This is a genomic window from Gemmobacter caeni, from assembly GCF_003054195.1.
GTDB lineage: Bacteria > Pseudomonadota > Alphaproteobacteria > Rhodobacterales > Rhodobacteraceae > Gemmobacter > Gemmobacter caeni.
This window is the reverse complement of sequence record NZ_QBKP01000001.1, coordinates 388480-411807: the sequence shown is the minus strand read 5'-3', so window position 1 is coordinate 411807 and position 23328 is coordinate 388480. Positions and strand designations below refer to the sequence as shown.

Here is a 23328-nt window from a genome sequence, read left to right as displayed (position 1 = left end):
TTTCAGCCGTCGTTCAGCGGGTCGAACAGACCGTGATGCGTCTTGTCCCACCAGAACGGGCGCGTCACCAGCTCCCACGCTGCCTTGTAGGAGGCCAGCGCCCCGAGCGGGAAATAGAAATGCAGCACCGGCGCCCAGAGTGGGTTGATCCGGTTCGGGGTCAGTCGCAGTGACACCAGGGTGACGATCAGCAGCATGACCTCGGTAAACATGAAAATCCCGGCGGTCAGCGCATAAAGCCAGCCGGGCATGGCGGTGACCAGCGGGTGCGGCACACCCAGCGGCACAAGCCAGAACGACCACATCACCGGCGCCAGCAGGAATTGCGACAATGTGGTCAGGAAGAACACCTGAAAGCCTGCGAATTTCCACCAGCCCAACTGCCGCAGCAGCAGGCGGGGTGACCGCATATGCACCGCATAGGTCATCATGTAGCCCTTCAGCCAGCGCGAGCGCTGCCTGATCCACGGCAGGGCGCGGCAGTTCGCCTCCTCGAAGGTGGTGGTCGGCAACAGCTCGGTGCGAAAGCCGTGGCGGGCGAGGCGGATGCCCAGATCGGCGTCCTCGGTCACATTATAGGCATCCCAGCCGCCCAGCCGCTCCAGCGCATCGCGGCGGAAGAACAGGGTTGTGCCGCCCAGCGGGATGGCCAGCCGCAGCCGCTCCAGTCCCGGCAGGATGATGCGGAACCATGTGGCATATTCCATGGTGAAACAGCGGCTGAGCCAGTTGGTCTGCGGGTTGTAGAAATCCAGCACTCCTTGCAGACAGGCGACCTCGGGGCCGCGGCGATGGAAACGCTCGACCACGCGGCGCAGCTGGTCAGGCTCCGGCGCGTCTTCTGCGTCATAGACGCCGATGATGGTGCCCCGGCAGGCCTTCAGCGCGTGGTTCAGCGCGCGTGGCTTGGTTTTCAGCGGTCCATCCGGCACCACGACAACGCGCATCCAGTCGGGCAGGCGGGCGCTGGCCAGCGCGGCGCGGGTCAGGCTGTCCTCCTCTTCGACCACCAGCAGGATTTCAAGACAGTCCCGCGGATAATCCAGACGGCCCAGCCGCCGCACCAGACGCGGGGCGATATCGGCCTCGCGGTAAAGTGCCACCATGATCGAGATGGCGGGCTGACGGGCGATATGCGGCAGGGGTGGCTCCGGTGGCGGTTTGCGCAGCGCGGCAAGGATGGCGGCGGACTTCATCAGCGTCGCGAACAGCAGCGTCAGCACTGCCCAGAAGGCGAGAGCCGCCGCGAGGCTGACCGGCGCGAGCGTCAGCCAGATGATTGCCAGAACCAGCGCAGTGCGGGCGACACTGGCATGGCGGTGCCCGCCCCAGTCACGGCAGCTTTCCTCTGCCGCAACCTTGAACCGGGCGGCACGATCCATCTGCGGCCCGCGCACGGCGATCAGGGCAGCCTCGATCTCCTCAGGCGGGGCGATGGCCATGCCTACCGGCCCGAAGACCGCCTCCAGCGAGCATTGCTGGCGATGAAAGACATCGGGGTGAGACACGGCAATGATGGTCAGCGCCCCGCTTTGTCGCCAGGGCACCAGCCGGTCCCGCAGGCAGGCGGCAATGCCCAGCCGGTCGATCAGGCGCGGATCGGGCGGCTGGCGCGACAGGTTGGCGATATCGACGCGCCAGTGCCGTGCCATGCTGTCGTAAACCGCGGGACGCTGCGGCCCGCCGCCCCGCAGAGCATCGGCGAGGTCGTGGTGCGTGGCCTGAACATCGGCAAGCGCTGTGACGATCTCATGCGGCGGAACCAGACCCTCGCGCAGCAGGGCAACACCAAGCCCGCCGCCGCCCGCAACGGGCGCGGTCCGGTCCTGCCGCAACTCGGGTCTGTGTGCCGTCATGCCGATCCCGTGCAATCCGGCGGCAGGATCGACGGAAAGCCGTTAACGCGGGGTTAACGGCCGGAGGTCTGGCTCAGCCGGCGCGACGGGCACGCATCGCCTCGGCGAAACGGTCGAACAGATAGAAGCTGTCCTGCGGGCCGGGGCTGGCCTCGGGGTGATGCTGGACCGAGAACACCGGCTTGCCTTCAACGGCGATACCGCAATTGGTGCCGTCAAACAGCGAGACATGGGTTTCCACCACACCGGCGGGCAGGGTCTGCGCATCCACGGTGAAGCCGTGGTTCATCGAGGTGATTTCCACCTTGCCGGTGCCGACCTCCTTCACCGGATGGTTGGCGCCGTGATGGCCGTGGCCCATTTTCACGGTCTGCGCGCCAAGTGCCAGCGCCAGCATCTGATGGCCGAGGCAGATGCCGAAGACCGGCAGGTCGCGCTTCAGCACTTCCTGGATCATCGGAACGGCATAAACGCCGGTCGCGGCCGGGTCGCCCGGTCCGTTCGACAGGAACACGCCTTCCGGGTCATGCGCCAGCACCTCTTCCGCAGTCGCGGTGGCGGGCAGCACGGTCACTTCGCAACCCGCCGAGGCGAGGCAGCGCAGGATGTTCCTCTTGGCGCCGTAATCCACGGCGACGACACGCAGGCCCGGACCTTCGCGGCGGCTGTAACCCTCGGGCCAGGCCCAACGCATTTCGTCCCAGCGATAGCTTTGTGCGCAGGTCACGTCTTTCGCCAGATCGAGGCCCACCAGCCCTTGCCAGGCGCGGGCCTTGGCGACCAGCGCCTCAAGGTCAAATTTGCCTTCGGGATCAAAGGCCAGCGCCACATGCGGCGCACCCTGTTGCCGGATCGCGCGGGTCAGGCGGCGGGTGTCGATCCCGCCGATGCCGATACGGCCCTTCGCGGCCATCCAGGCTTGCAGATCCGAAGTCGCGCGCCAGTTCGACGGCTCTGTCGGATCCCATTTCACCACCATGCCCGCTGCCACCGGCTCGGCCGTTTCGTCATCCTCGACGGTGACGCCGGTATTGCCGATATGCGGGAAGGTAAAAGTGACGATCTGCCCGGCGTAGGAGGGATCCGTCATGATTTCCTGATAGCCGGTCATTGCGGTGTTGAACACCAGTTCGGCCACCGTTTCGCCGGGGGTGCCGAAACCCTTGCCGTAGAAGATCGTTCCGTCTGCAAGCGCGAGGCAGGCGGTGGGGACTTGCGTCTGGGGCATGGCGACTCTCCGGATAAACGGGGGGAACCTAAGGGCGACAGGCGGCGGGGTCAAGGCCGATGATCCTTACGAAGCGTGAAATTATTATTTCATAAAAATCAGTATCTTACACATTTTTCGGCTGGTTGTGTTACAGAGCGTGAACGGTTAGACTGCCGACTTCGGGCAACCTGGGGATGGGTGTTTCATGAGCTTGCGTGACCGGCTTCAAGCCACGCTGAAAGATGCCATGAAGGCGAAGGAGGCCGACCGGCTCTCCACGCTGCGGCTGATCAACGCCGCAATCAAGGATCGCGAGATCGCGGTGCGGGGCGAAAGCGACGGTGCCGTGGTCGATGATGCTGCCATTCTGGCTATTCTGGGCCGCATGGTGAAACAGCGTCAGGAAAGCGCGCGCGCCTATGAAGAGGGCGGGCGGCTGGAACTGGCCGAGAAGGAACTGGCCGAAATCTCGGTGATTTCCGAATTCTTGCCGAAGCAGCTGACCGAAGCGGAAGTCGCTGCCGCCATCGAGGCCGCAATTGCCGAGGCGGGCGCCACCAGCATCCGCGACATGGGTAAGGTCATGGCGGTGCTGAAGGGCAAATACACCGGCCAGATGGATTTTGGTGCAGTCGGCCCGATGGTGAAGGACAAGCTGGCCTGAAGGACCGCGCATGACGGGGGGGGGGGCCTTGAGACCTGGCAGGTGGCGCGGTTGCGTCCCGGCCCGGTGCGGATCTTCCCAGATGGCTGTCAGGATGTGATCTGGCAACATATGCCCGGACAGGCGCCGGTCTGGAAAGTTTCCACGCTGGACCTTCGGGTCCGGGTGGTGCGAGGACTGACCGGCACAGCGATGCGGGGCTTTCGTCTGGCGCCGGGAATTCGTGTGCCCGCGACGCTCTGGTCGGCGCTGGACCCCGAGAAACCGGACGAGGTGGCGGCGATCAGTGCGATCTGCACCGGCAATCCTGCCCTGACCGAAATGCTTGCGGCGCTGGCGGAACCACCGGACGGGGCCGGGGCGCTGGCCCGCAGACTGGGGCAAAGCCTGCGCAGCCTGCAACGACTGAGCCGTGCGGAAACCGGCCAGCCGCCGCTGTTCTGGCTTCGGCTGGCGCGCCTGCGCCGGGCGATGGCTGAAGCCGCCGAGGGCATGCCCCTGGCCATGGCCGCCGCCGGTGCCGGCTATGCCGATCAGGCGCATTTCACCCGCGAGGCGCGCCACTTCCATGGCGCGCCGCCCGCCCGGCTTCTGGCCGATCCCGTGGCCATGGCGGCGCTGCTGGCGCCGGGTCTTTAGGCGGTCAGCCGACTTTTGTGCAAAGCTCGACCAGCGTGCCATCCGGGGTGCGGACATAGGCCGTGGTCTGGCCCCACTCCATCCGCTCGACCCCTTGCACCTGTTCGGCACCGGCCGCGACGGCCCTCTCCAGCGCGGCGGCGACGTCGGCGGTTTCAAAGGCAATTTCGAAAGCGGGCAGGGCGGGCGCCCCGGTCGCGATGCGTTTGCCCAGCCGCTGCATCAGCGCGACCGAACTGAAGGCAAGCCGAGTCTCGCCGGTCTGCACCTCGCCATAATCGCCGGAGTCATGCAGAAAGCCGCGCTCCAGCCCGAAGGCGCGGGTATAGAAATCCAGGGTGGCGGGCACATCCTGAACGTAAAGGATCGTATAGCGGAAAATCATGTCTGGCTCCTTTCGACCGGGCCAGATTGCGCATGCAGGTCGCCGCCGTATTGAACAAAGGCGACAGTCTCAGCGCAGCGCGCGCAGATGCTGGCGCAGCTCATGCTCCAGCGTCAGCCGCTCTTCGGGGGTCAGGAAGGCGCCGATCTCCACCGGGCGCGGACCACCGGAGAAGGTAAGGTATTGCGGCACCGGCCCGCCGGTTTCGTGACGCTCCACCCGCACCCAATGCGGGTTCGCCTCCCAGCTCTGGTGACGGCCGCGCGGGCCGTGGCGGGTCAGCGTCATCCGCGCCGGGGTCAGAAGCAGATCCTCGACGATCTCGGCATCACGGTATGAGCGGTCCAGCGCCCACCAGATCGCGGCGATGGCGGCGATCAGGAAGGGCAGCAGCGCCCAGAGCACGGGCGACCCCAGCACCCCGATCAGCGGCACGGCGATCAGCGCGGCAGTGGCGCCGACAAACCACACGAAACCGCGCCGCGGCAGCGAGCGATAGGGCCAGAGATGCAGCCGTGCGCCTTCGGGCGAGGGGGGAAGCCATTCATAGGGCATGGGATATGTCTGCTGTCGACAGGGGGTTTTCCGCCCCCTCTTGCCTGCGGCAATTCACCCCCGGGGATATTTGCGAACAGATGAAGGGGCGGGAGGCGGAATGCAAAAGGCCCCGGCGCGGTGCCGGGGCCTTCTGTGGTTTCAGCGCTTAGTGGGCGTGGCCCTTGTCCCAGTCCTCACGCTTCGGCAGTTGCTCGAAGGTGTGTTCCGGCGGCGGCGAGGGCAGCGTCCATTCCAGCGTGTCGGCATATTCGTTCCAGTAGTTCTTTTCGGGCACGCGTTTGCCCGCGAACAGCGTGTAGAACACGATGCCGAGGAAGAACAGGAACGAGGCGAACGAGATGAAGGCGCCGATCGACGAGACGTGGTTCCAGTAGGCGAATTCCACGGGATAGTCGATGTAGCGGCGCGGCATCCCCTGACGGCCGAGGAAGTGCTGGGGGAAGAAGGTCAGGTTCGCACCGATGAAGAACATGAAGAAGTGCAGCTTGCCCGCCCATTCCGGGTACTGGCGGCCCGACATCTTGCCGAACCAGAAGTAGATCCCGGCGAAGATACAGAAGGCAGCGCCCAGCGACATGGTGTAGTGGAAGTGCGCCACGACGTAATAAGTGTCGTGATAGGCGCGGTCCACACCGGCCTGACTCAGAACGATGCCGGTCACGCCGCCGATGGTGAACAGGAACAGGAAGCCGAGCGCGAACAGCATCGGCGTCTTGAACTCGATAGAGCCGCCCCACATCGTCGCGATCCACGAGAAGATCTTGATGCCGGTGGGCACCGCGATCACCATGGTGGCCATCATGAAGTAGGATTGCTGGGTCAGCGACATGCCGACGGTGTACATGTGGTGCGCCCAGACGACGAAGCCCAGCACGCCGATGGCGACCATCGCATAGACCATCGGCAGATAGCCGAAGATCGGCTTGCGCGAGAAGGTAGCGATGACCTGCGACGCGATGCCGAAGCCCGGCACGATCACGATATACACTTCCGGGTGACCGAAGAACCACAGGATGTGCTGGTAGAGGATCGGATCACCGCCGCCCGAGGGCTGGAAGAAGGTGGTGCCGAAGTTCCGGTCGGTTAGCAGCATGGTGATGGCGCCAGCCAGCACGGGCAGCGACAGCAGGATCAGCCAGGCGGTGACGAAGACCGACCAGGCGAACAGCGGCACCTTGTGCATGGTCATGCCGGGGGCACGCATGTTCAGGAAGGTGGTGATGATGTTGATCGCGCCGAGGATCGACGAGGCGCCCGAGAGGTGCACGGCGAAAATGGCGAGGTCGGTCGAATAGCCGCCTTCCGAGGTCGAGAGCGGCGGATAGAGCACCCAGCCGATACCCGAACCCAGCTGGTCATTGCCGCCCGGCGAGAACACCGAGGCCACGGCGAGCGAAGTGCCCGCGACATAAAGCCAGTAGGACAGGTTGTTCATGCGCGGGAACGCCATGTCCGGCGCGCCGATCTGAAGCGGCATGAAGTAGTTGCCGAAGCCGCCGAACAGCGCCGGAATGACCACGAAGAACATCATCAGGATGCCGTGCGCGGTGATCGACACGTTCCAGAGATGGCCGTTCGGCGTGCATTCGCGGGTGGCATCCGCGAAAAGCCGGGTGCCTTCGAGGCACATGTACTGAACGCCCGGCTCCATCAGTTCAAGCCGCATGAAAACGGTGAAACCCACCGAGATCAGCCCGGCGAGGCCGGCGGTGAACAGATAGAGGATCCCGATGTCCTTGTGGTTGGTCGACATGAACCAGCGGGTGAAGAACCCGCGGGTATCATGGTCATGACCATGAATGGCTGCGTCTGCCATACGTTGCTCCCTTATGTCCCAGCGGCCGGGAAGGGAATCCCGGCCGCATTATGAGCCATTACTAGAGCGGCACTGCCCTGCGGGCAATCGCAGACTTTGACGCAGATCAAGAAAAGCCGCGCAAACTCCGCAAGATGGTGCGTCAGTTCGACGCACCTTCGGGCGCCGGAGCGACCGAGGCGAGATAGGCCGCCATGTCCTCGCCGCCCTTGGTCAGCTTGAAGGTCATCTTGGTCTTCAGCGTCTTGTCGCCGGTCTTTTCATCGACGTATTTGTTCGGATCGGCGACGTAATGCGCGATGTCTTCTTCCGTCCAGACCTCACCGGCCTCGCCCAGCTTGACCAGGGCGTTGGAGTAATTGAAGCCCTCAAGCGACCCCGCCTTGCGGCCGACCACGCCATAAAGGTTCGGGCCGGTCTTGCCGCCTTTCTGGATCTCGGTCCCGTCCGGGGCGACGATCATGTGGCAGGCCTTGCATTTCTTGAAATCGGCCTCGCCCTTGGCGGCGTCTCCGGCAAAGGCCGGGGCGGCGAGCGCAAGGGTGGCGAGGGCGGCGGTGAGTGTCAGTTTCATCGTGATCGTCCTTGTCTGGCGTCAGGCCCGGCGCGCGGCGGGCGCGTCCGGTGGCTAGGGCTTCGGCAGATGGATAGTGCCGTGCCACGAGGCTTTACCATGAGGCGGCTTGTCGCGCTTTGACAATTGTCAAAATGTCTAGGCCCGGCAGGACGGCGCCTCCAGCGCGGCGTCGAAGGTGGCCATCAGCGCGGCATCCAGATCGGCCATAGTAACGGGCAGCCCCAGATCGACGAGGCTGGTCACCCCATGGTCGCGGATGCCGCAGGGCACGATGCCGCCGAAGTGGCTCAGGTCCGGCTCCACATTGATCGATATGCCGTGGAAGCTGACCCATTTGCGGATCTTGATGCCAAGCGCGGCGATCTTGTCCTCGGCGACCGAGCCATCGGCATTGCGTGGCCGGTCAGGCCGTTCGACCCAGACGCCGACGCGGCCGGGGCGGATTTCGCCTTTCACGTTGAATTCGGCCAGCGCGGCGATGACCCAGTTTTCCAAGTGGCGCACGAAGCAGCGCACATCGCCGCCGCGCTTCTTCACATCCAGCATGACATAGACGATGCGCTGGCCGGGGCCGTGGTAGGTATACTGACCGCCGCGCCCGACCGCATGAACCGGGAAGCGGTCCGGCTCCACCAGATCCTCGGGCCGGGCCGAAGTTCCGGCGGTGTAAAGCGGCGGATGTTCCAGAAGCCAGATCGCCTCCTCCGCCTCGCCCGCGGCGATGGCTGCCGCCCGGGCCTCCATCGCGGCCAGTGTCTCGGCATAGGGGCTGAGGCCCGGCATGTGGCGCCATTCGACCATGGGCATCCTCCTCAGACGCGGTTTTTTCTCGCAATGTAACGATGGCGTGTTACGCTGACAGGATAGCTTACGCCTTTCTTCAGGAGTCTTTCGATGAAAGTCAGGACAGTTGCAACCACCTGTGCCGTGGCGGCAGCCATGGCATTGTCGCCTGCCAGCCCGGTTCGGGCCGATGCGGGCGATGCGATTGCCGGTGCACTGATTGGCGGCATCATCGGTCATGCCATTGCCAAGGATCAGCAGCGCCGCAAGCAGACGACGACCACCCGGCGGTCGACCAGCACGAAATCAACGAAATCCACCGGCATCTCGGCTGCGCAGCGCGAACAGAACCGCGAGGTGCAGACCGCGCTCAATCACTTCGGCTATCCGGTCGGTACGCCGGACGGTTCGCTGGGGCCAAAGAGCCGGTCGGCGATCTCGTCCTATCAGGCGACGCTGGGCTATCCGCCCACCGGGCAGCTGACCGACTATGAACGCACGCTGCTGGTGACGGCCTATCACCGTGCCGTCGCGGGCGGTCCGCAGGTCATGCAGGTGATGGGCACGCATCCCATGGGGATCAAGGGCCTGCTGCTGCTGCAACGGGACGAGATGGCGGGTCTGCCAACGCAGATGCCGGGTCAGATGGCGGGCCAGATGACGGGGCAGGGCATGGCCGTTGCCGGTGCGATGGCCGGGGCCGGTGCGATGATGGCCGCCGAGCCGGTGCAGCCGGTGGCGCCCGCACCGGCGCTGCCCGCGCTGGTGGCCGAACCCGCGCCTGCCCCGGCAGCGCCAGCCTTGCCGTCCTTCGGTGGCACTCTGGTTTCGCTCAGCTCGCATTGCAACACGATCGCACTGAAAACCAACGCCAACGGCGGTTATATGACGGTCGCCAACATGAGCGATCCGGCACAGGCATTGTCAGAACAGTTCTGCCTTAGCCGTGCGGCGGCGATCCAGCAGGGCGAGGCGCTGTCGCGTGCGGTGCCGGGCGTCACACCGCAGCAGGTGGCGGATCAGTGCAAGGCCTTTGGCCCCGTGCTGAAGGATCAGGTGACGGCGGTATCGCTGAAACCTGCGCCCGAGGTTCTGGCTGGTGTAACACAGTTCATCGCCGGATCGGGCATGTCGCCCGCGCAGCTTTCTGGCACGTCGAAGATCTGTCTGGGTGTCGGCTATGCACTGGATGATGCCGATGTGGCGCTGGGATCGGCACTGGTGCTGACCGCGCTGGGAGAAAGCGGCTATGCCGCCCTGCCGGGCTATCACCTCGCCGACGGGATCGGCGCGACGCGGCGGCCCGATCTGGCGATGGGCTGGTTTGAGCTGACACCCGCGGGGGCGCCTGGCCTGCCCGGCACGCCCGCAGGGCAGGGGGATCTGGTGCGCAAGGCAGTCTTCATGCTGAACGGCCGCAGCGATGGCCCGGCCCAGCCTGCCGCGCCGCTGCCGGTTCTGGCGCCGGCACCCTCCGCGCCCGAAGTGGTGGTCGAGGCCGCACCGGCTCCGGCGGAAACGGTGATCGCGGCGGCCCCGCAGGCCACGTCCGCTACGCCCCCAGCGACGACGCCGGTCGCCGCGCGGGCGGTTTCGGTGATGACCGCGCTGCCCCGCCTGATGCTCGGCCAATAGGCCGTTTGATCGCTCCCCGCCCGTCGGATAAAATTTTTCCGGCGGGCGGTGAAATCCCCCTTTCCTTCGCGCAGAGGCTTCGCTAAACAGCCCGTCACCAAGCCAGAGCATGCGGTTGTGGCGGAATTGGTAGACGCGCAGCGTTGAGGTCGCTGTGGGGTAACTCCCGTGAAGGTTCGAGTCCTTTCAACCGCACCATGACTGACTGAAGCGCCGGGCGAAAGCCGCGGCGCTTTTGTCATTCTGGCCGGCTATCTCGCAGTTGCAGCATGATGGAAAACGACATCCGGCGCCGTTCACGCGATGTCGTTTTCGTGTGCCATTGCATACATCGCGACCTCGCCCGCACTTTGAGTGATTCTGTCAATTATGCCGCGAATCGACTCTGTCATGCCGGTTGTGAACCTGAAATGCGCCAATTTTGACAGGTTCAGGCCCGCCTTTTCCATTCTCGCCGCTGCCGTGCGGACAAGTGTCGTTTTATTGCCGGTATGGGGGCAGTGACGCAACGACACTGCCGGGCATCAGAACAGCGTTGCAATGCAGCGACGCATCCGCTTTAGTCGGAACAAGAGAAAGTGCAGGACGACCTGCCGATACACGGGGAGACCAGGGTGACGACAGAAGCCCGCAACGACGATTTCGTCGTCTTCGACCATGTGCAGAAAAGCTATGACGGCGTTTCTCTGGTGGTCAAAGACCTCAACCTGAACATTGGCAAGGGCGAGTTTCTGACGATGCTCGGGCCGTCCGGCTCTGGCAAGACCACCTGTCTGATGATGCTGGCCGGGTTCGAGACCGCCACTCATGGTGAGATCCGGCTGGACGGGCGCAACATCAACCTCGTACCGCCGCACAAGCGCGGCATCGGCATGGTGTTCCAGAACTACGCCCTGTTCCCGCATATGACGGTGGGCGAAAACCTCGCCTTCCCGCTGGAAGTGCGCGGCATGGGCAAGGACGAGCGCGAAGCCAAGATCAGGCGCGCGCTGGATATGGTCCAGATGGGTGCCTTTGCCAACCGCCGCCCGGCCCAGCTTTCCGGTGGCCAGCAGCAGCGGATCGCGCTGGCCCGCGCGCTGGTGTTCGACCCGGCACTTGTGCTGATGGACGAACCTCTGGGCGCGCTCGACAAGCAGTTGCGCGAACACATGCAGTTCGAGATCAAGCACCTGCACGAAAGCCTCGGCATCACCGTGGTCTATGTGACTCACGACCAGGGCGAGGCGCTGACGATGAGCGACCGCGTGGCGGTGTTCAACGATGGCAAGATCCAGCAGCTTGGCCCGCCGTCCGATCTGTATGAACGCCCCGACAACAGCTTTGTCGCGCAGTTCATCGGCGAGAACAACAAACTGCCGGGCACCATCGAGGAGCTTTCGGGCGACAAGGCGCTGGTGCGTCTGGGAACCGGCGAATTGATCGACGCGACGCCCGTCAACGTGACGGCGAAGGGTCAGAAGACCCTTGTGTCAATCCGCCCCGAGCGGGTGGAGTTTAAGCCCGAGATGATGCCGGCAGGCGCCCATATGATCGACGCCACCGTGCTTGAGGTGATCTATATGGGGGATATCCTGCGCGTGCGGCTGCGCGTGGCGGGCAGCGATGATTTCGTGATGAAGATGCGCAACACGCTGGGTCAGACCAAACTGTCGCCCGGTCAGCAGATCAAGGTGGGCTGGCATCCGGCGGATGCCCGCGCGCTGGATCCGATGTAAGATATCGAATGTCCGGCGGTTGCCGCCGGAGATGCCGCAAGGACGCGGCCAATAACGTCCAACCAACGGGAGCACCATAACATGAAGAAACTTCTCGTCCTTTCGACCGCCCTGACCGGCATGGCCCTTCCGGCCGTGGCCGATGTTACGGTCATGTCCTGGGGCGGCGCCTACGGCACCAGCCAGACCGAAGCCTATATCAAGCCCTACAGCGCCGAGACCGGCGTGAAGGTCACCATGGTCGACGCCGACAACCCGGCGACCCCGGTGAAGGCCATGGTCGAAGCCAATAACGTGACGGTCGATATCGCCGACGTGGAATATGCCGATGCGATCCGCCTGTGCGACGAAGGCATGCTGGAAGAGATCGACCCGGCCATGCTGCCCCCGGCTCCCGATGGCACCCCGGCGACCGAGGATTTCCTGCCGGGCGCGCTGACCGATTGCGCCGTTGCGACCATCGTGTTCTCGACCGTCTTCGCCTACGACTCGTCGAAGTTCCCGGAAGGTCCGACCTCGATCCACGATTTCTTCGATCTGGAGAAATTCCCCGGCAAGCGCGCGATGCGCAAGGGCGCCAAGGCCAACCTCGAAATGGCGTTGATGGCTGACGGCGTGCCGGCGGCCGATGTCTACGCTACGCTGGAAACCCCGGAAGGGGTGGATCGTGCCTTCGCGATGCTCGACAAGATCAAGAAGGACACGATCTGGTGGGAAGCCGGTGCCCAGCCGCCGCAGCTGCTCGCCGATGGCGAGGTGGCGATGACCACCGCTTATAACGGCCGGATCTTCGCCGCCGCCGTGGCCGAGGGCAAACCCTTCCAGGTGGTCTGGGACGGTCAGGTCTATGAATATGACCTCTTCGTGATCCCGAAAGGTGCCCCGAACCTCGAAGAGGCCAAGAAGTTCCTCGCCTATGCGACGGACACCCAGCGCCTTGCCGATCAGGCCAAGTGGATCAGCTATGGCCCGGCCCGCAAATCCTCGGGCGCGCTGGTCGGTCTCTATCAGGACGGCAAGACCGAGATGGGCCCGCATATGCCCACCGCCGCTGAAAACCTGACCAACGCGCTGCCGTCGTCCTACGAGTTCTGGGTCGACCGCGATTCCGAGCTGAATGAGCGTTTCAACGCCTGGCTCGCCGCCAACTGATGGCAGATCCGGGCCGGGGCATTTCACCCCGGCCCGGCTTCCCGTTTCCCCGGACTGACCCTGCTTCAGCCTTGTTCAAGGACTGACGATGACCGATGCATACTCGCAATTGACCACTGCCGACGGCCGCCCCCTCAAGGCGGCTCTGGCCGCCGCTCAGGCGCGCGCGCGACGCCGTGCCTTCCTCCTCGTGGCGCCCCTTCTGCTGTTCGTGGTGGTGACCTTCATTCTGCCGATTGGCCAGATGCTGCAACGCTCGGTCTATCACGACGGATTTTCCAATTCTGCCCCCGCGCTTGGCGAATGGTTCAGCAGCCATCCCGATGGCAGCGACTTCGACGAAAGCGCCTATGCCGCGCTGGCCTCCGATCTCGCGCTGATGAAAAAGGACAAGACGGCGGGGGAGGCAGGCACGCGGATCAACTATACCGTGCCCGGCACCCGGTCGCTGTTCACCTCCTCCGCCCGTGGCGCCGACAAGCTGGAGCCGCCCTACAAGGAGGCGTTGCTGGCGCTGGATGCTAAATGGGGCGAGCCGGTGATCTGGCAGGCGATGCGCGAAGCCTCCAGCCCCTGGACCTCGGATTTCTACCTGATCGCCACCGACCGCCAGCGCACTGCCGACGGCGGGATCGAGCGGGTGCCGGAAAACGAGCGCATCTATCTCTGGCTGTTTGGCAAGACCTTCATCCTGTCCGGCGTCATTACGTTCCTCTGCCTGATCCTCGCCTTCCCGATCGCACATCTGCTGGCCACGCTGCCGATGTCGAAATCCAACCTGCTGATGATCCTTGTGTTGCTGCCGTTCTGGACCTCGCTTCTGGTGCGGACGACCAGCTGGATTGTGCTTCTGCAAGGGCAGGGCGTGGTGAACAATATCCTAGTTTCACTGGGCGTGATCGGTGATGATGGCCGGATCACCATGATCTACAACCAGACCGGCACCATCATCGTGATGACGCATATCCTGCTGCCCTTCATGGTGCTCCCGCTCTATTCGGTGATGCGCACGATCAAGCCCTCCTATGCCCGTGCCGCGCGCAGTCTGGGCGCGACCAGCTGGACAACGTTCCGCCGCATCTATCTGCCGCAGACCCTGCCGGGGATCGGCGCAGGGGCGCTGCTGACCTTCATCCTTGCGGTCGGCTACTACATCACCCCTGCTCTGGTCGGGGGGGCCGACGGGCAGCTGATCTCGAACCTGATCCAGTTCCACATGAGCAAATCCAACTGGTCGCTGGCTGCCGCACTTTCGGCGATGCTGCTGGCCGGGGTTCTGGTGCTCTACTGGCTCTATGACCGCCTCGTCGGCATCGACAAGCTGAAACTGGGCTGAGGCGCCCCCGCGCCTCCCTTTATCCTGGTCCAAATATCCCGGGGGTCCGGGGGCAGCGCCCCCGGCGATCCGGCCCGAGGAGAAACCGATGGCTCTTCCCGTCTATGCCGATCCGCTGGAACGCCTGTGGTATTACACCTACCACGTCATCTGCGTGGCGATCTTCGTCTTCCTGATTTCGCCCATACTGATCGTCATGCCGCTCAGCTTCAACGCCGAGCCCTATTTCACCTTCACGCAGAAGATGCTGACCTTCGACCCCGAGGGCTACAGCCTGCGCTGGTATGACCTTCTGCTGACGCACGGCATGGTCGCACCGGATGCCCCGCGCGACAGCAGCTGGTGGGAAGATGTCTGGGCCAATGCCGCCTGGGTGAAGGCCGCAAAAAACTCGGTCATCATCGGCTTCTGGTCAACCATTGTCGCGACCGTTCTGGGGACGCTGGCGGCGCTTGGTCTGTCGCGGTCCGAAATGCCTTATCGGCGGCTGATCATGGCGGTTCTGATCTCGCCGATGATCGTGCCGATCATCATTATCGCCACCGGCCTGTTCTTCTTCTATTCGAACCCCTGTTCCATGCTTGGCTTCGAATGCGGGCGGCTGACCTCCACCTATACCGGCGTCGTGCTGGCCCATGCCACACTTGGTATTCCCTTTGTCATCATCACCGTGACAGCGACGCTGATCGGTTTCGACCAGTCGCTGAGCCGCGCTGCCGCCTCGCTGGGCGCGTCGCCCTCGCGTACCTTCTTCAAGGTGGTCCTGCCGCTGATCCTGCCGGGTGTGATCTCGGGTGCGCTGTTTGCCTTCGTGACCTCGTTTGACGAGGTGGTGGCGGTGCTGTTTATCGCCGGTCCCGACCAGCAGACCATCCCGCGCCAGATGTGGAACGGGATCCGCGAGGCAATCAGCCCGGCCATCCTGTCGGTGGCAACCATCCTTGTGCTGATCTCGATTGCCCTGCTGGCCACGGTGGAACTGCTGCGCCGCCGGTCGGAGCGGATCCGGGGCGTCACCCCGCAGTAATCCGGGTGTCAGGAATGCAGAAAGGGGGCCATGCGGCCCCCTTTTTCATTCTGATTTCCCGGGATCACGGCAGGATATGCAGCCACATCCAGATCGTTCCGATGGAGGCGGCGGTGGCCAGCAGCACAGCCGAGGCATTCACCCGTTTCGCCACGCCGTAGAGATGCGCGAACAGATAGGCATTCACCCCCGGCGCCATCGAACTGGTCACCACCGCCGAGCGCAGTTGCTCGACGGACAGGCCGAAAACCTTGCTGCCCAGCAGCCAGGTGATCGCCGGATGCAGCAGCAGCGACAGCCCGACGACCAGCGCGATGGCACGGCCGTCCCCCTCGGGGCGGTAGCGATAAAGAACGCCACCCAGCCCGAACAGCGCTGTCGGGATCGCCGCGCCGCCGATCATCTTCAGCGCCGACCATGCGAAATCGGGCAGCGGCAGGCCGGTCAGATTGACGAAAAACCCGGCACAGATACCCAGCACCATGGGCTGCGAGAAGATCGCGCGCAGCACCTGCCGCGCCAGCCGCCCTGCAGGCAGGCCCTGGCCATGGCTACGCGTCAGTTCCATCACCGTGATGCCGGTTGCGTAAAGCAGCGGCGAGTGGATCGAGATGATGGCGTAGTTTGCCGCCAGCGCATCAGTGCCATAGGCGCGTTCGGTGATCGGCAGGCCCAGCAGCAGCGAGTTGGAAAACAGGCAGGCAAAACCGATGGCCACAGCATCGGTGCCGGGCCGCCCCAGCAGACGCGCGCCAAGGATGCCAAGGCCGAAGGCCGCAAAGGCCCCGGCATAGAAGCTGATGAACAGGCCGATGTCATAGGCCGCCGACAGGTCCAGCCGCGAGATTGACAGGAACAGCAGCACCGGCACCGCGAAGGTCTGTGCAAACCGCATCAGCCCGTCAACGGCCGCATCGCTGAACAGCTTCGCCCGCGCCGCCAGCCAGCCCCCCCCGATGACCAGAAAGACCGGCATGATGACGTCGAGAAGGGCGCTCATATGTCAGGAAGCTCCAGAACCATACCGTCGAAGGCGGGTTCAATATGCGGCGGCAATTCGGCCGCCAGCGTTTCGTAATCAAGGTCGAGATGCATGTTGGTCAGCACGCCGCGCCGGGGCGCGGCACGGGTCATCCATTCCAGCGCCAGCGCCAGATGGGCATGAGTGGGGTGCGGCTTGCGGCGCAGCGCGTCCAGCACCCAGATCTCCAGCCCCGCCAGCGCAGGCCAGCTGGCCTCGGGGATCGCCACGGCATCGGGCAGATAGGCCAGCCCGCCGATACGGAACCCCAGCGCGTCGATGGAACCGTGATCGGCGAGGAACGGGGTCAGCACAATCGGCCCGCCCGCGCCGTCGATGGTGAAATCGCCGTCGATGGTGTTCAGGTCCAGGATCGGCGGATAGGGCGAGCCTGCGGGCTGTACGAAGGCATAGCCGAAACGGTCGATCAGCGCGCCCTGCGTCGGCCCGTCAGCCCAGACCGGCAGGCGGCGGCGCAGGTTGAACACGATCTGGCGCAGGTCGTCGATGCCATGCACATGGTCGGCATGTGAATGGGTGAAGACCACCGCATCCAGCGTGCCGACGCCCGCATCCAGCAGTTGTTCGCGCATGTCGGGCGAGGTGTCGATCAGCACCCGTGTCGTGCCCTCCGGCCCGATCCGTTCCACCAGCATGGAACAGCGGCGGCGGCGGTTCTTCGGGTTCATCGGATCACAGTCGCCCCAGTCGCCCCCGATGCGCGGCACGCCGCCCGACGATCCGCAGCCGAGGATGGTGAAGCGATGCATCAGGCGGCCTCGCTCACACGGGCCTTGCGGAACAGCCGGTCGAAATTGGCGGTTGTGGCGGCGGCAAACTCGGCTTCGGTCAGGCCAAACAGGTGCGCGCCGGTCCTGGCGGTGAAGGCAGTATAGGCCGGTTCATTGCGCTTGCCGCGATAGGGCACCGGGGCCAGATAGGGGCTGTCGGTTTCCAATAGGATGCGGTCCAGCGGCGCGGCAGCGAAGATGTCGCGCAGCTCCTGGCTTTTGGGGAAGGTGGCGATGCCGGACATCGAGAGGTAAAACCCCAGATCCAGCGTCGCCCGCGCCAGTTCCGCGCTGGAGGAAAAGCAGTGCATGACGCAGGCATAGGGCTTTTCGCGGAAGCCTTCGGTCAGGATCTGCGCCATGTCGTCATCCGCCGCGCGGGAATGGATGATGAGCGGCAACCCGGTTTCCTGGGCCGCCCGGATATGGAGACGCAGCGAAGTCTTCTGCACCTCGGCGCTGTCGGCGGTGTAATGGTAATCAAGGCCCGTCTCGCCGATGCCCACGAATTTCGGATGCGCGGCCAGCGCGATCAACTCGTCCAGCGTCGCCATAGGTTCTTCCGCCGCGCTCATCGGATGGGTGCCTGCGGCATAGAATACGCCGTCATGCGCCTCGGCGATGGCGCGGACGCGGGGCTCGTTCTTCAGCCGGGTGCAGATTGTCACCATGCGGCGCACCCCGGCGGCGCGGGCCGCGTCGATGATGCGCGGCAGTTCACCCTCGAAATCCGGGAAGTCGAGGTGACAATGGCTGTCTACGATTTCGGGCAGGGTCATGCGTCACCTTGCGGCGAGCATGGCCGCCGTCTGTTCGATCTGAAGGAACATATCCATGAGAAGCGCGGCAGGGTCAAGGTTGACCGCCTTGCCGCGCCGTGCCCGCGCCGACAGGCTTTGCGCAAGGTCGGCCCATGCCCGCGCGGCCCAGGGGTCGGGCGACAGGCGGGCCAGCAGCGCGGCTTCGCCCTGTGCGGCCTCGGGCGGTGTCATGCCCAGCGTGCCCGCCCGCGCCAGACGTGCGAGCATGAGGTCGATCAGCGACACCATCAGGTCGAACTTCGCCTCGTTCCCCTTGCCGGTGCCGGTCTCCGCCAGCGTCAGAAGGCGCGGCCGGTCCATCCGGGGCAGGGCGCCCAGCAGGGTGACGAGCTTGCCGTAAAGCTCCAGCCCGTCGAGGTGGATCATCCGCAGCGCCTCGCCGACCGAGCCGCCGGCAAGTTCCGCCATGGCCTGAGCGTCGTCAATGGCGGTGCCCGCCTGATCCAGCGCGGCGGCCATGTCGCCCGCCGCCAGCGGCGACAGACGCAATTCGCGGCAGCGTGAGCGGATGGTGGGCAAGAGCCGCGAGGGCTGATGCGAGATCAGGAAGAAGGTCACATTGCCCGGCGGCTCTTCCAAGAGCTTCAGCAGCGCATTGGCGGCCGAGACGTTCATGTCGTCGGCGCTGTCCACGATGGCGACGCGGCGGCCGCCATCGGCGGCGGAAAGCGCGAAATATTCCTTCAGCAGCCGGACTTCCTTCACCAGAATATCCTGCGCCACCGCCTTTTCGCTTTCGTTCAGGCCCCGCCGCAGCAGGTAAAGCCGGGGCTCCGACAGCGCCGCCATGCGCCGGGCGACCGGGTGGTCGGCTGGAATGTCCAGCGTCTCGGGCGGGGGCGGGGCGAACATGCCGCCGTCATCGGCGGGCGTGGCCAGCAGGAAGCGCGCGAGCTTCCAGGCCAGCGTCGCCTTGCCAAGGCCCCGCGGCCCGGTGATCAGCCAGGCATGGTGCAGCCGTCCCGCCCGATAGGAAGCGAGGAAATCCGCCTGTGCCGCCGCGTGGCCGTAAAGATGCGCGGTCTCGCGCGGATGGGGGGCACCCTCGATCCGGTCGGGTTCGGGAAAGTCGTCCAGAAAGACCGAGGGCATGTCAGCCCCCCGTCACGGCGGCCAGCACATCGGCGGCCACCGCCTGCGGATCGCGGGCGCCGTCGATCACGCGAAAGCGGCCCGGATGGGCCGCCGCCAGCGCAAGGAACCCGGCGCGCATCCGGCGTTGCAGATCCAGCCCCATATCCTCGAACCGCTGTTCCGCCCCTTGCCGCGCCACGGCACGCGACAGGCCGACCTCCGGGTCAATGTCGATCAGCAGCGTCAGATCGGGTTCCACCCCGATCATCAGCCGGTGCAACTGGTCGACCACAGCCGCCAGATCCCCGCGCGAGATGCCCTGATACATCCGGGTGCTGTCGGCGAAGCGGTCGGTGATCACGGTCTCATCCCGCGCCAGAGCCGGGCGGATGGTCTTTTCCAGATGGTCGCGGCGGGCGGCGGTGAACAGCAGCAACTCGGTTTCCGCCGACCAGCGGTCGGGGTTGCCCTCCAGCACCAGACGGCGGATTTCTTCGGCGCCGGGGCTGCCGCCCGGCTCGCGCGTCAGCACGACCGACTGGCCACGCGCGCGCAAAGCATCGGTCAGCAGCCGCGCCTGCGTGCTTTTGCCCGAGCCGTCAATGCCCTCGAAACTGATGAACCGTCCCGGCATCAGCTCGCGGGGCTGTCGGCGGGCAGGGCGCGCGAGATCAGTACCCTGGCGGCGCCCAGCATCCGCTGCGCGAAGCCCGCATTGGCGACATCGGTTTCAGCCACCAGCGGGATCCGCGCATCCGGCAGGTCGGGAATGTGGATCACCAGATCGGCGACCTTCTGCCCGGCCGTGATCGGTGCCTTGACCGGGCCGGAATAGACCACCTCGGCCGTCATGGTGTCCTGCGCCAGCGCGGGCACCAGGCGGGTGACATCCTCGGCGGCCACAAGGCCCACGCGGGCCTGCTCGCCCATCCAGACATCGGCCTCGGCAATGCGCACGCCCGATTTCACCACGGTCTTCATCGAAAACTGCCGGAAGGCCCAGTTCACGATCCGCTCTGCCTCTTCGGCGCGGGCCTTGTCGCTCGGCAGGCCGGTGATCGTGAAGACGATGCGGCGGTCACCCTGCTTGGCCGAACCGACAAGGCCATAGCCCGCCTCGGCAGTATGCCCGGTCTTCAGCCCGTCCGCGCCGATGTTCAGTTTCAGCAGCGGATTGCGGTTGAAGCGGTTGGCGGGCGAACGCTCCTGATAATCAAACTCGGTTTGCGCGAAGATCGGGTAATATTCGGGAAATTCGCTGATCAGCCGCACGGCAAGGATGCCCAGATCCTCCATGCTCATGCGCTGGTTCGGGTCGGGCCAGCCGCTGGAATTGGCAAAATGCGAATTTTCCATTCCCAGCGCGGCGGCGCGTTCGGTCATCTGGCGCGCGAAGGCCTCTTCCGTGCCCGCCAGACCCTCGGCCACCACCACGCAGGCATCATTGCCCGAATTGATGATCATGCCATGGATCAGTTCCTCGACCGTCGGGCGGTCGCGTTCGTTGAGGAACATGGTCGACCCCTGCATCGCCTTGGCGCGCGACGACACGGCGAAAGGCGTCGACAACTGCACGCGCCCGTCGCGCAGCGCCTCGAACAGCATGTTGATGGTCATGAGCTTGGACATCGAGGCCGGCGGAAGCGGCTCGTCGGCATCCTTGTCCATCAGAACGGTATGGGTCGTCATGTCATAGACCCATGCCGCGCGGGCCTGGGTTTCGAACGCCTGCGCAGGCGCCGAAAGCAGAAGGAGCGCAAGGGCGAGGCGAAGCGGTTTCATCATGGCAGCGATCCGTGGTCTGGGGGCGCCCGCATCGGGCGGGCGCCGCGTGTGTGTCAGGCGGTCATTTCGACAGAAGATAGGCGTCGGCGAAGCCCAGCCCCTTGACCTTGTTCAGAAGGGCGGTGCGGTCGCCACTGCCCGAGGCAGTGACCGACCAGTGTGCCTTGCCCTGGGTCTGGCCGGGCTTGATGCTGGCCGAGACACCGGCCTTGCCAAGCGCATCGGCGGCGCGTTTGGCATTGGCCTCGACCGAGAAGATCCCGATCTGGATCGTCGTGGTCTTGCCCTTGGGGGCTGCCTTGGCCGCCGGGGCCGCCGGTTTCGCGGCCGGGGCCGCAGCGGCGGCTGCCGGTTTGTCCAGCGGCTGCGCGGTGACGGGCGCGCCCGCGATCGGCTTGGCCCCTGCAACGGGCGCGGGGGCTGCGGGCTGTTCCGCTGCCACGGTTTCGGCGGCGTCAAGGATCGGCTTCGACGCATCGGTCTGCGTCGGCGCCTCGTCGCGGCGCAGGGCGGTCACGTTGATCTTGCCGGGCTGCCCGGCCAGAAGCCCCAGCGCGGCAGCGGCATCGGAGGAAATTTGCAGCTTCGGCCCCGGATTGTCACGTTCGCGGCGGAACAGCGCCCCGATGACGAATTTGCCGTTCGCCGGATTGCGCAGGATCACCCGCTCCGGGTCTTTCGCATCGGGCGAGGCCACCCAGACGCCGCCCAGTGAGGGACGACCATCCCAGAGCGCCGTATCGGTGGTCTGAAAGATCTCGGGCGCCTCGACATCGCGGTCGACCAGCTTGACCGAGGTCGCCGCCGGGCTTTCTCCGCTGCCGGTGGCCGCGACCTCCGGCTTCGGTTTCGGGGCGAAAGGATTCTTGCCTGCTTCACAGGCTGTCAGAAGACCGACGGAAACCACCGCCATGACCAGATGTCCGACCGCTGCTCGTGCCATTCCTAACCCTCATTATGGCGCGCCTTCTGCCGGGCTGCGCTTCATTCGCTCGTTGCGGCAACTGCCCTGCCGCCGGAATGGCATTAGCATAGACGCAGGACGGGGTCGAGAAAAGGCCCGAGGCCGGTATTGGCGGAAAACGCCGCAGGGGCGGGGGGCCCCTGCGCGGGGCCGCCCCGCCGGGGGTTTCAGGCAAAGATGAAGTCGCCTGCATCCAGAACCGAAGCCGCAACATCGTGCAGAATGACGATATTCTTGCCATCGGTGATCCGGGCGCCAAGGCTCGTGTCGGTGATCGTCAGGTCGGCGAAGCTGTCGGCGCGGCTCCAGCCGATCACGATCTTGTCAGTGCCATCGCGGTAGTCGGTGATCGTGTCGCGGCCAGACCCATTGCCAAACACGAAATGATCGGCGCCCTTGCCGCCGGTCAGCACATCGCGCCCGACGCCGCCTTCCAGCCGGTCGTTCTGGCTGCCGCCATACAGGCTGTCGTTGCCCTGACTGCCGACCAGCGTATCCGCCCCCGTGCCGCCGGACAGCATGTCGTTGCCCTTGTAGCCGATCAGATGGTCGCGCCCGCCATTGCCGCTGAGGCTGTCGCGGCCCCAGGTGCCCATGATCAGTTCGTTGTCACGATCCCCTTCGGCGGTGGGATCGAACATCAGGATCGTCCCGACCGGCGAGCGGACGCCATCCACCACGAAGCGGTCGATATGGCCGGGATCGGAAGTGTCGAGCGGGCCGGTCAGGTTCATCAGCGTCGTGCCGTCGGGCGCGGTCAGCTTCATGCCATCCAGCGCCAGCCCCGCGATGGACGACAGATCCGGGTCTTCGCCCATCTGGGCCAGCAGATCCCAGCCCACCGTCAGCATCTCGCCGAAATTGGTGGGGAAGACGCCATCGAACTGGAGCGTATAGCCAAAGAGCTTCAGCGCCAGCGTGTCTTCGGTCAGGCTGAACGAAAACACCTCGCGAGTCGCGTTGGTAAGGCTCAGCCCGGTGATGCCGTAATCAGACAGCGCATCGGCCAGTTGTTCGCGCTGGCTGGGCGTCATGTCCTCAAGATCGCCGATCTGGCCGACGACAGCGGCGATTGCATAAATGTCAGCCATCGAATCCGGCAGGCTGCCGGTGATGCGCAGCGTGTCAGTGCCGGTTTTCAGCGTGTAGCCGGTGGGCGAGAAATCAATGTTCATCAGCGTGGTCTTGCCCTGTTTCAGGGTCAGGCTGTCGAACTCGCCCTTTGCCACGCCATCCTGGATCGCTTCGATGAGGGTCTGGATATTGCCGACCGGGCTGATCCCCTTGCCGGCAAGGCTCAGCGTCCAGTTGGACTCCGCGCTGAAAGCCAGCGTGATCTTGGTGGAGGACAGCTGCGTCACGCGTGGGGTGACGGCGTCGATGACATCACCAAACAGGTCAAGCCGGTCCGCATATTTGAGCGAGGGGAGGTAAAGGCCGGGTTTCGCGCCGATCTGGGCGACCGTCTTCTGGATGACATCGACAAGCGATGTGTTGATGCGCAGCGTGGACATGT

General features: G+C 65.0%; 22 protein-coding genes and 1 tRNA gene. 8 read left to right on the top strand and 15 right to left on the bottom strand.

The features are described 5' to 3' along the window. Nucleotides 1-2: 2 nt before the first annotated feature. The gene (locus C8N34_RS01920; protein WP_108127174.1) at nt 3-1856 is read right to left on the bottom strand and encodes a glycosyltransferase; all 1854 of its coding nucleotides are present in this window, start codon (nt 1854-1856) and stop codon (nt 3-5) included. Nucleotides 1857-1929: 73 nt separating this feature from the next. Further along, the gene (gene carA, locus C8N34_RS01915) at nt 1930-3084 is read right to left on the bottom strand and encodes a glutamine-hydrolyzing carbamoyl-phosphate synthase small subunit (RefSeq protein WP_108127172.1); all 1155 of its coding nucleotides are present in this window, start codon (nt 3082-3084) and stop codon (nt 1930-1932) included. Between the two features lie 187 nt (nt 3085-3271). Here carA and C8N34_RS01910 point away from each other — a divergent pair, with 187 nt between their 5' ends. Next, on the top strand, nt 3272-3730 hold the full coding sequence (locus tag C8N34_RS01910; RefSeq protein WP_054301180.1) for a GatB/YqeY domain-containing protein: 459 nt from the start codon (nt 3272-3274) through the stop codon (nt 3728-3730). 42 nt (nt 3731-3772) lie between these two features. Beyond that, a complete protein-coding gene (locus tag C8N34_RS01905) occupies nt 3773-4369 on the top strand; it encodes a helix-turn-helix domain-containing protein (RefSeq protein ID WP_108127170.1) in 597 nt (198 codons plus the stop codon). A gap of 4 nt (nt 4370-4373) precedes the next feature. Here C8N34_RS01905 and C8N34_RS01900 read toward each other — a convergent pair whose 3' ends face one another. From C8N34_RS01900 to lipB, 5 genes are all read right to left on the bottom strand, one after another. Next, nucleotides 4374-4754, bottom strand: a complete 381-nt coding sequence (locus tag C8N34_RS01900; RefSeq protein ID WP_108127168.1) for a VOC family protein — start codon at nt 4752-4754, stop codon at nt 4374-4376. A 69-nt stretch (nt 4755-4823) separates the two neighbouring features. After that, nucleotides 4824-5309, bottom strand: coding sequence for a DUF2244 domain-containing protein (locus C8N34_RS01895; RefSeq protein ID WP_108127166.1), 486 nt, complete (start codon nt 5307-5309; stop codon nt 4824-4826). Between the two features lie 148 nt (nt 5310-5457). Next, entirely contained in the window at nt 5458-7128 is a 1671-nt protein-coding gene (locus C8N34_RS01890) for a cytochrome c oxidase subunit I (RefSeq protein WP_108127164.1), read from the bottom strand. Nucleotides 7129-7270: 142 nt separating this feature from the next. Beyond that, complete coding sequence (locus tag C8N34_RS01885) at nt 7271-7702, bottom strand: c-type cytochrome (RefSeq protein WP_054301175.1); 432 nt, start codon at nt 7700-7702, stop codon at nt 7271-7273. Nucleotides 7703-7840: 138 nt separating this feature from the next. After that, nucleotides 7841-8512 carry a lipoyl(octanoyl) transferase LipB gene (gene lipB, locus C8N34_RS01880; RefSeq protein ID WP_108127162.1) on the bottom strand — a complete coding sequence of 224 codons (672 nt, stop codon included), beginning with the start codon at nt 8510-8512 and terminating at the stop codon, nt 7841-7843. 87 nt (nt 8513-8599) lie between these two features. Here lipB and C8N34_RS01875 point away from each other — a divergent pair, with 87 nt between their 5' ends. The 6 genes from C8N34_RS01875 (at nt 8600) to C8N34_RS01850 (ending at nt 15356) form a co-directional block, all read left to right on the top strand. After that, the gene (locus C8N34_RS01875; RefSeq protein ID WP_108127160.1) at nt 8600-10123 is read left to right on the top strand and encodes a peptidoglycan-binding domain-containing protein; all 1524 of its coding nucleotides are present in this window, start codon (nt 8600-8602) and stop codon (nt 10121-10123) included. Between the two features lie 111 nt (nt 10124-10234). Further along, nucleotides 10235-10321, top strand: a tRNA-Leu gene (locus C8N34_RS01870). A gap of 416 nt (nt 10322-10737) precedes the next feature. Beyond that, nucleotides 10738-11841 carry an ABC transporter ATP-binding protein gene (locus C8N34_RS01865; RefSeq protein WP_108127452.1) on the top strand — a complete coding sequence of 368 codons (1104 nt, stop codon included), beginning with the start codon at nt 10738-10740 and terminating at the stop codon, nt 11839-11841. Between the two features lie 81 nt (nt 11842-11922). Continuing rightward, complete coding sequence (locus C8N34_RS01860) at nt 11923-12993, top strand: ABC transporter substrate-binding protein (RefSeq protein WP_108127158.1); 1071 nt, start codon at nt 11923-11925, stop codon at nt 12991-12993. A gap of 88 nt (nt 12994-13081) precedes the next feature. Then, nucleotides 13082-14329, top strand: coding sequence for an ABC transporter permease (locus tag C8N34_RS01855; protein ID WP_108127156.1), 1248 nt, complete (start codon nt 13082-13084; stop codon nt 14327-14329). A gap of 88 nt (nt 14330-14417) precedes the next feature. Further along, nucleotides 14418-15356, top strand: a complete 939-nt coding sequence (locus tag C8N34_RS01850; RefSeq protein ID WP_054301276.1) for an ABC transporter permease — start codon at nt 14418-14420, stop codon at nt 15354-15356. A 64-nt stretch (nt 15357-15420) separates the two neighbouring features. Here C8N34_RS01850 and C8N34_RS01845 read toward each other — a convergent pair whose 3' ends face one another. The 8 genes from C8N34_RS01845 to C8N34_RS01810 all read right to left on the bottom strand — a co-directional run bounded on the left by C8N34_RS01845 (nt 15421) and on the right by C8N34_RS01810 (nt 23326). Continuing rightward, nucleotides 15421-16356 (bottom strand): AEC family transporter, encoded by a 936-nt coding sequence (locus C8N34_RS01845; protein ID WP_108127154.1) that lies wholly within the window; start codon nt 16354-16356, stop codon nt 15421-15423. Beyond that, nucleotides 16353-17147 carry an MBL fold metallo-hydrolase gene (locus tag C8N34_RS01840; protein ID WP_108127152.1) on the bottom strand — a complete coding sequence of 265 codons (795 nt, stop codon included), beginning with the start codon at nt 17145-17147 and terminating at the stop codon, nt 16353-16355. The genes C8N34_RS01845 and C8N34_RS01840 overlap by 4 nt, the downstream gene beginning before the upstream one ends. Next, nucleotides 17147-17947, bottom strand: a complete 801-nt coding sequence (locus C8N34_RS01835; protein ID WP_108127150.1) for a TatD family hydrolase — start codon at nt 17945-17947, stop codon at nt 17147-17149. Before C8N34_RS01835 ends, C8N34_RS01840 begins: the two co-directional genes overlap by 1 nt. A 3-nt stretch (nt 17948-17950) precedes the next feature. Next, nucleotides 17951-19081 (bottom strand): DNA polymerase III subunit delta', encoded by a 1131-nt coding sequence (locus C8N34_RS01830; protein WP_108127148.1) that lies wholly within the window; start codon nt 19079-19081, stop codon nt 17951-17953. Between the two features lies 1 nt (nt 19082). After that, entirely contained in the window at nt 19083-19697 is a 615-nt protein-coding gene (gene tmk / locus C8N34_RS01825; protein ID WP_054301271.1) for a dTMP kinase, read from the bottom strand. After that, complete coding sequence (locus C8N34_RS01820) at nt 19697-20848, bottom strand: D-alanyl-D-alanine carboxypeptidase family protein (RefSeq protein ID WP_369814575.1); 1152 nt, start codon at nt 20846-20848, stop codon at nt 19697-19699. The genes tmk and C8N34_RS01820 overlap by 1 nt, the downstream gene beginning before the upstream one ends. Nucleotides 20849-20909: 61 nt before the next feature. Then, nucleotides 20910-21791, bottom strand: coding sequence for an SPOR domain-containing protein (locus tag C8N34_RS01815; protein WP_108127146.1), 882 nt, complete (start codon nt 21789-21791; stop codon nt 20910-20912). Between the two features lie 188 nt (nt 21792-21979). After that, nucleotides 21980-23326, bottom strand: coding sequence for a calcium-binding protein (locus C8N34_RS01810; RefSeq protein WP_108127144.1), 1347 nt, complete (start codon nt 23324-23326; stop codon nt 21980-21982). Between the last annotated feature and the right edge of the window lie 2 nt (nt 23327-23328).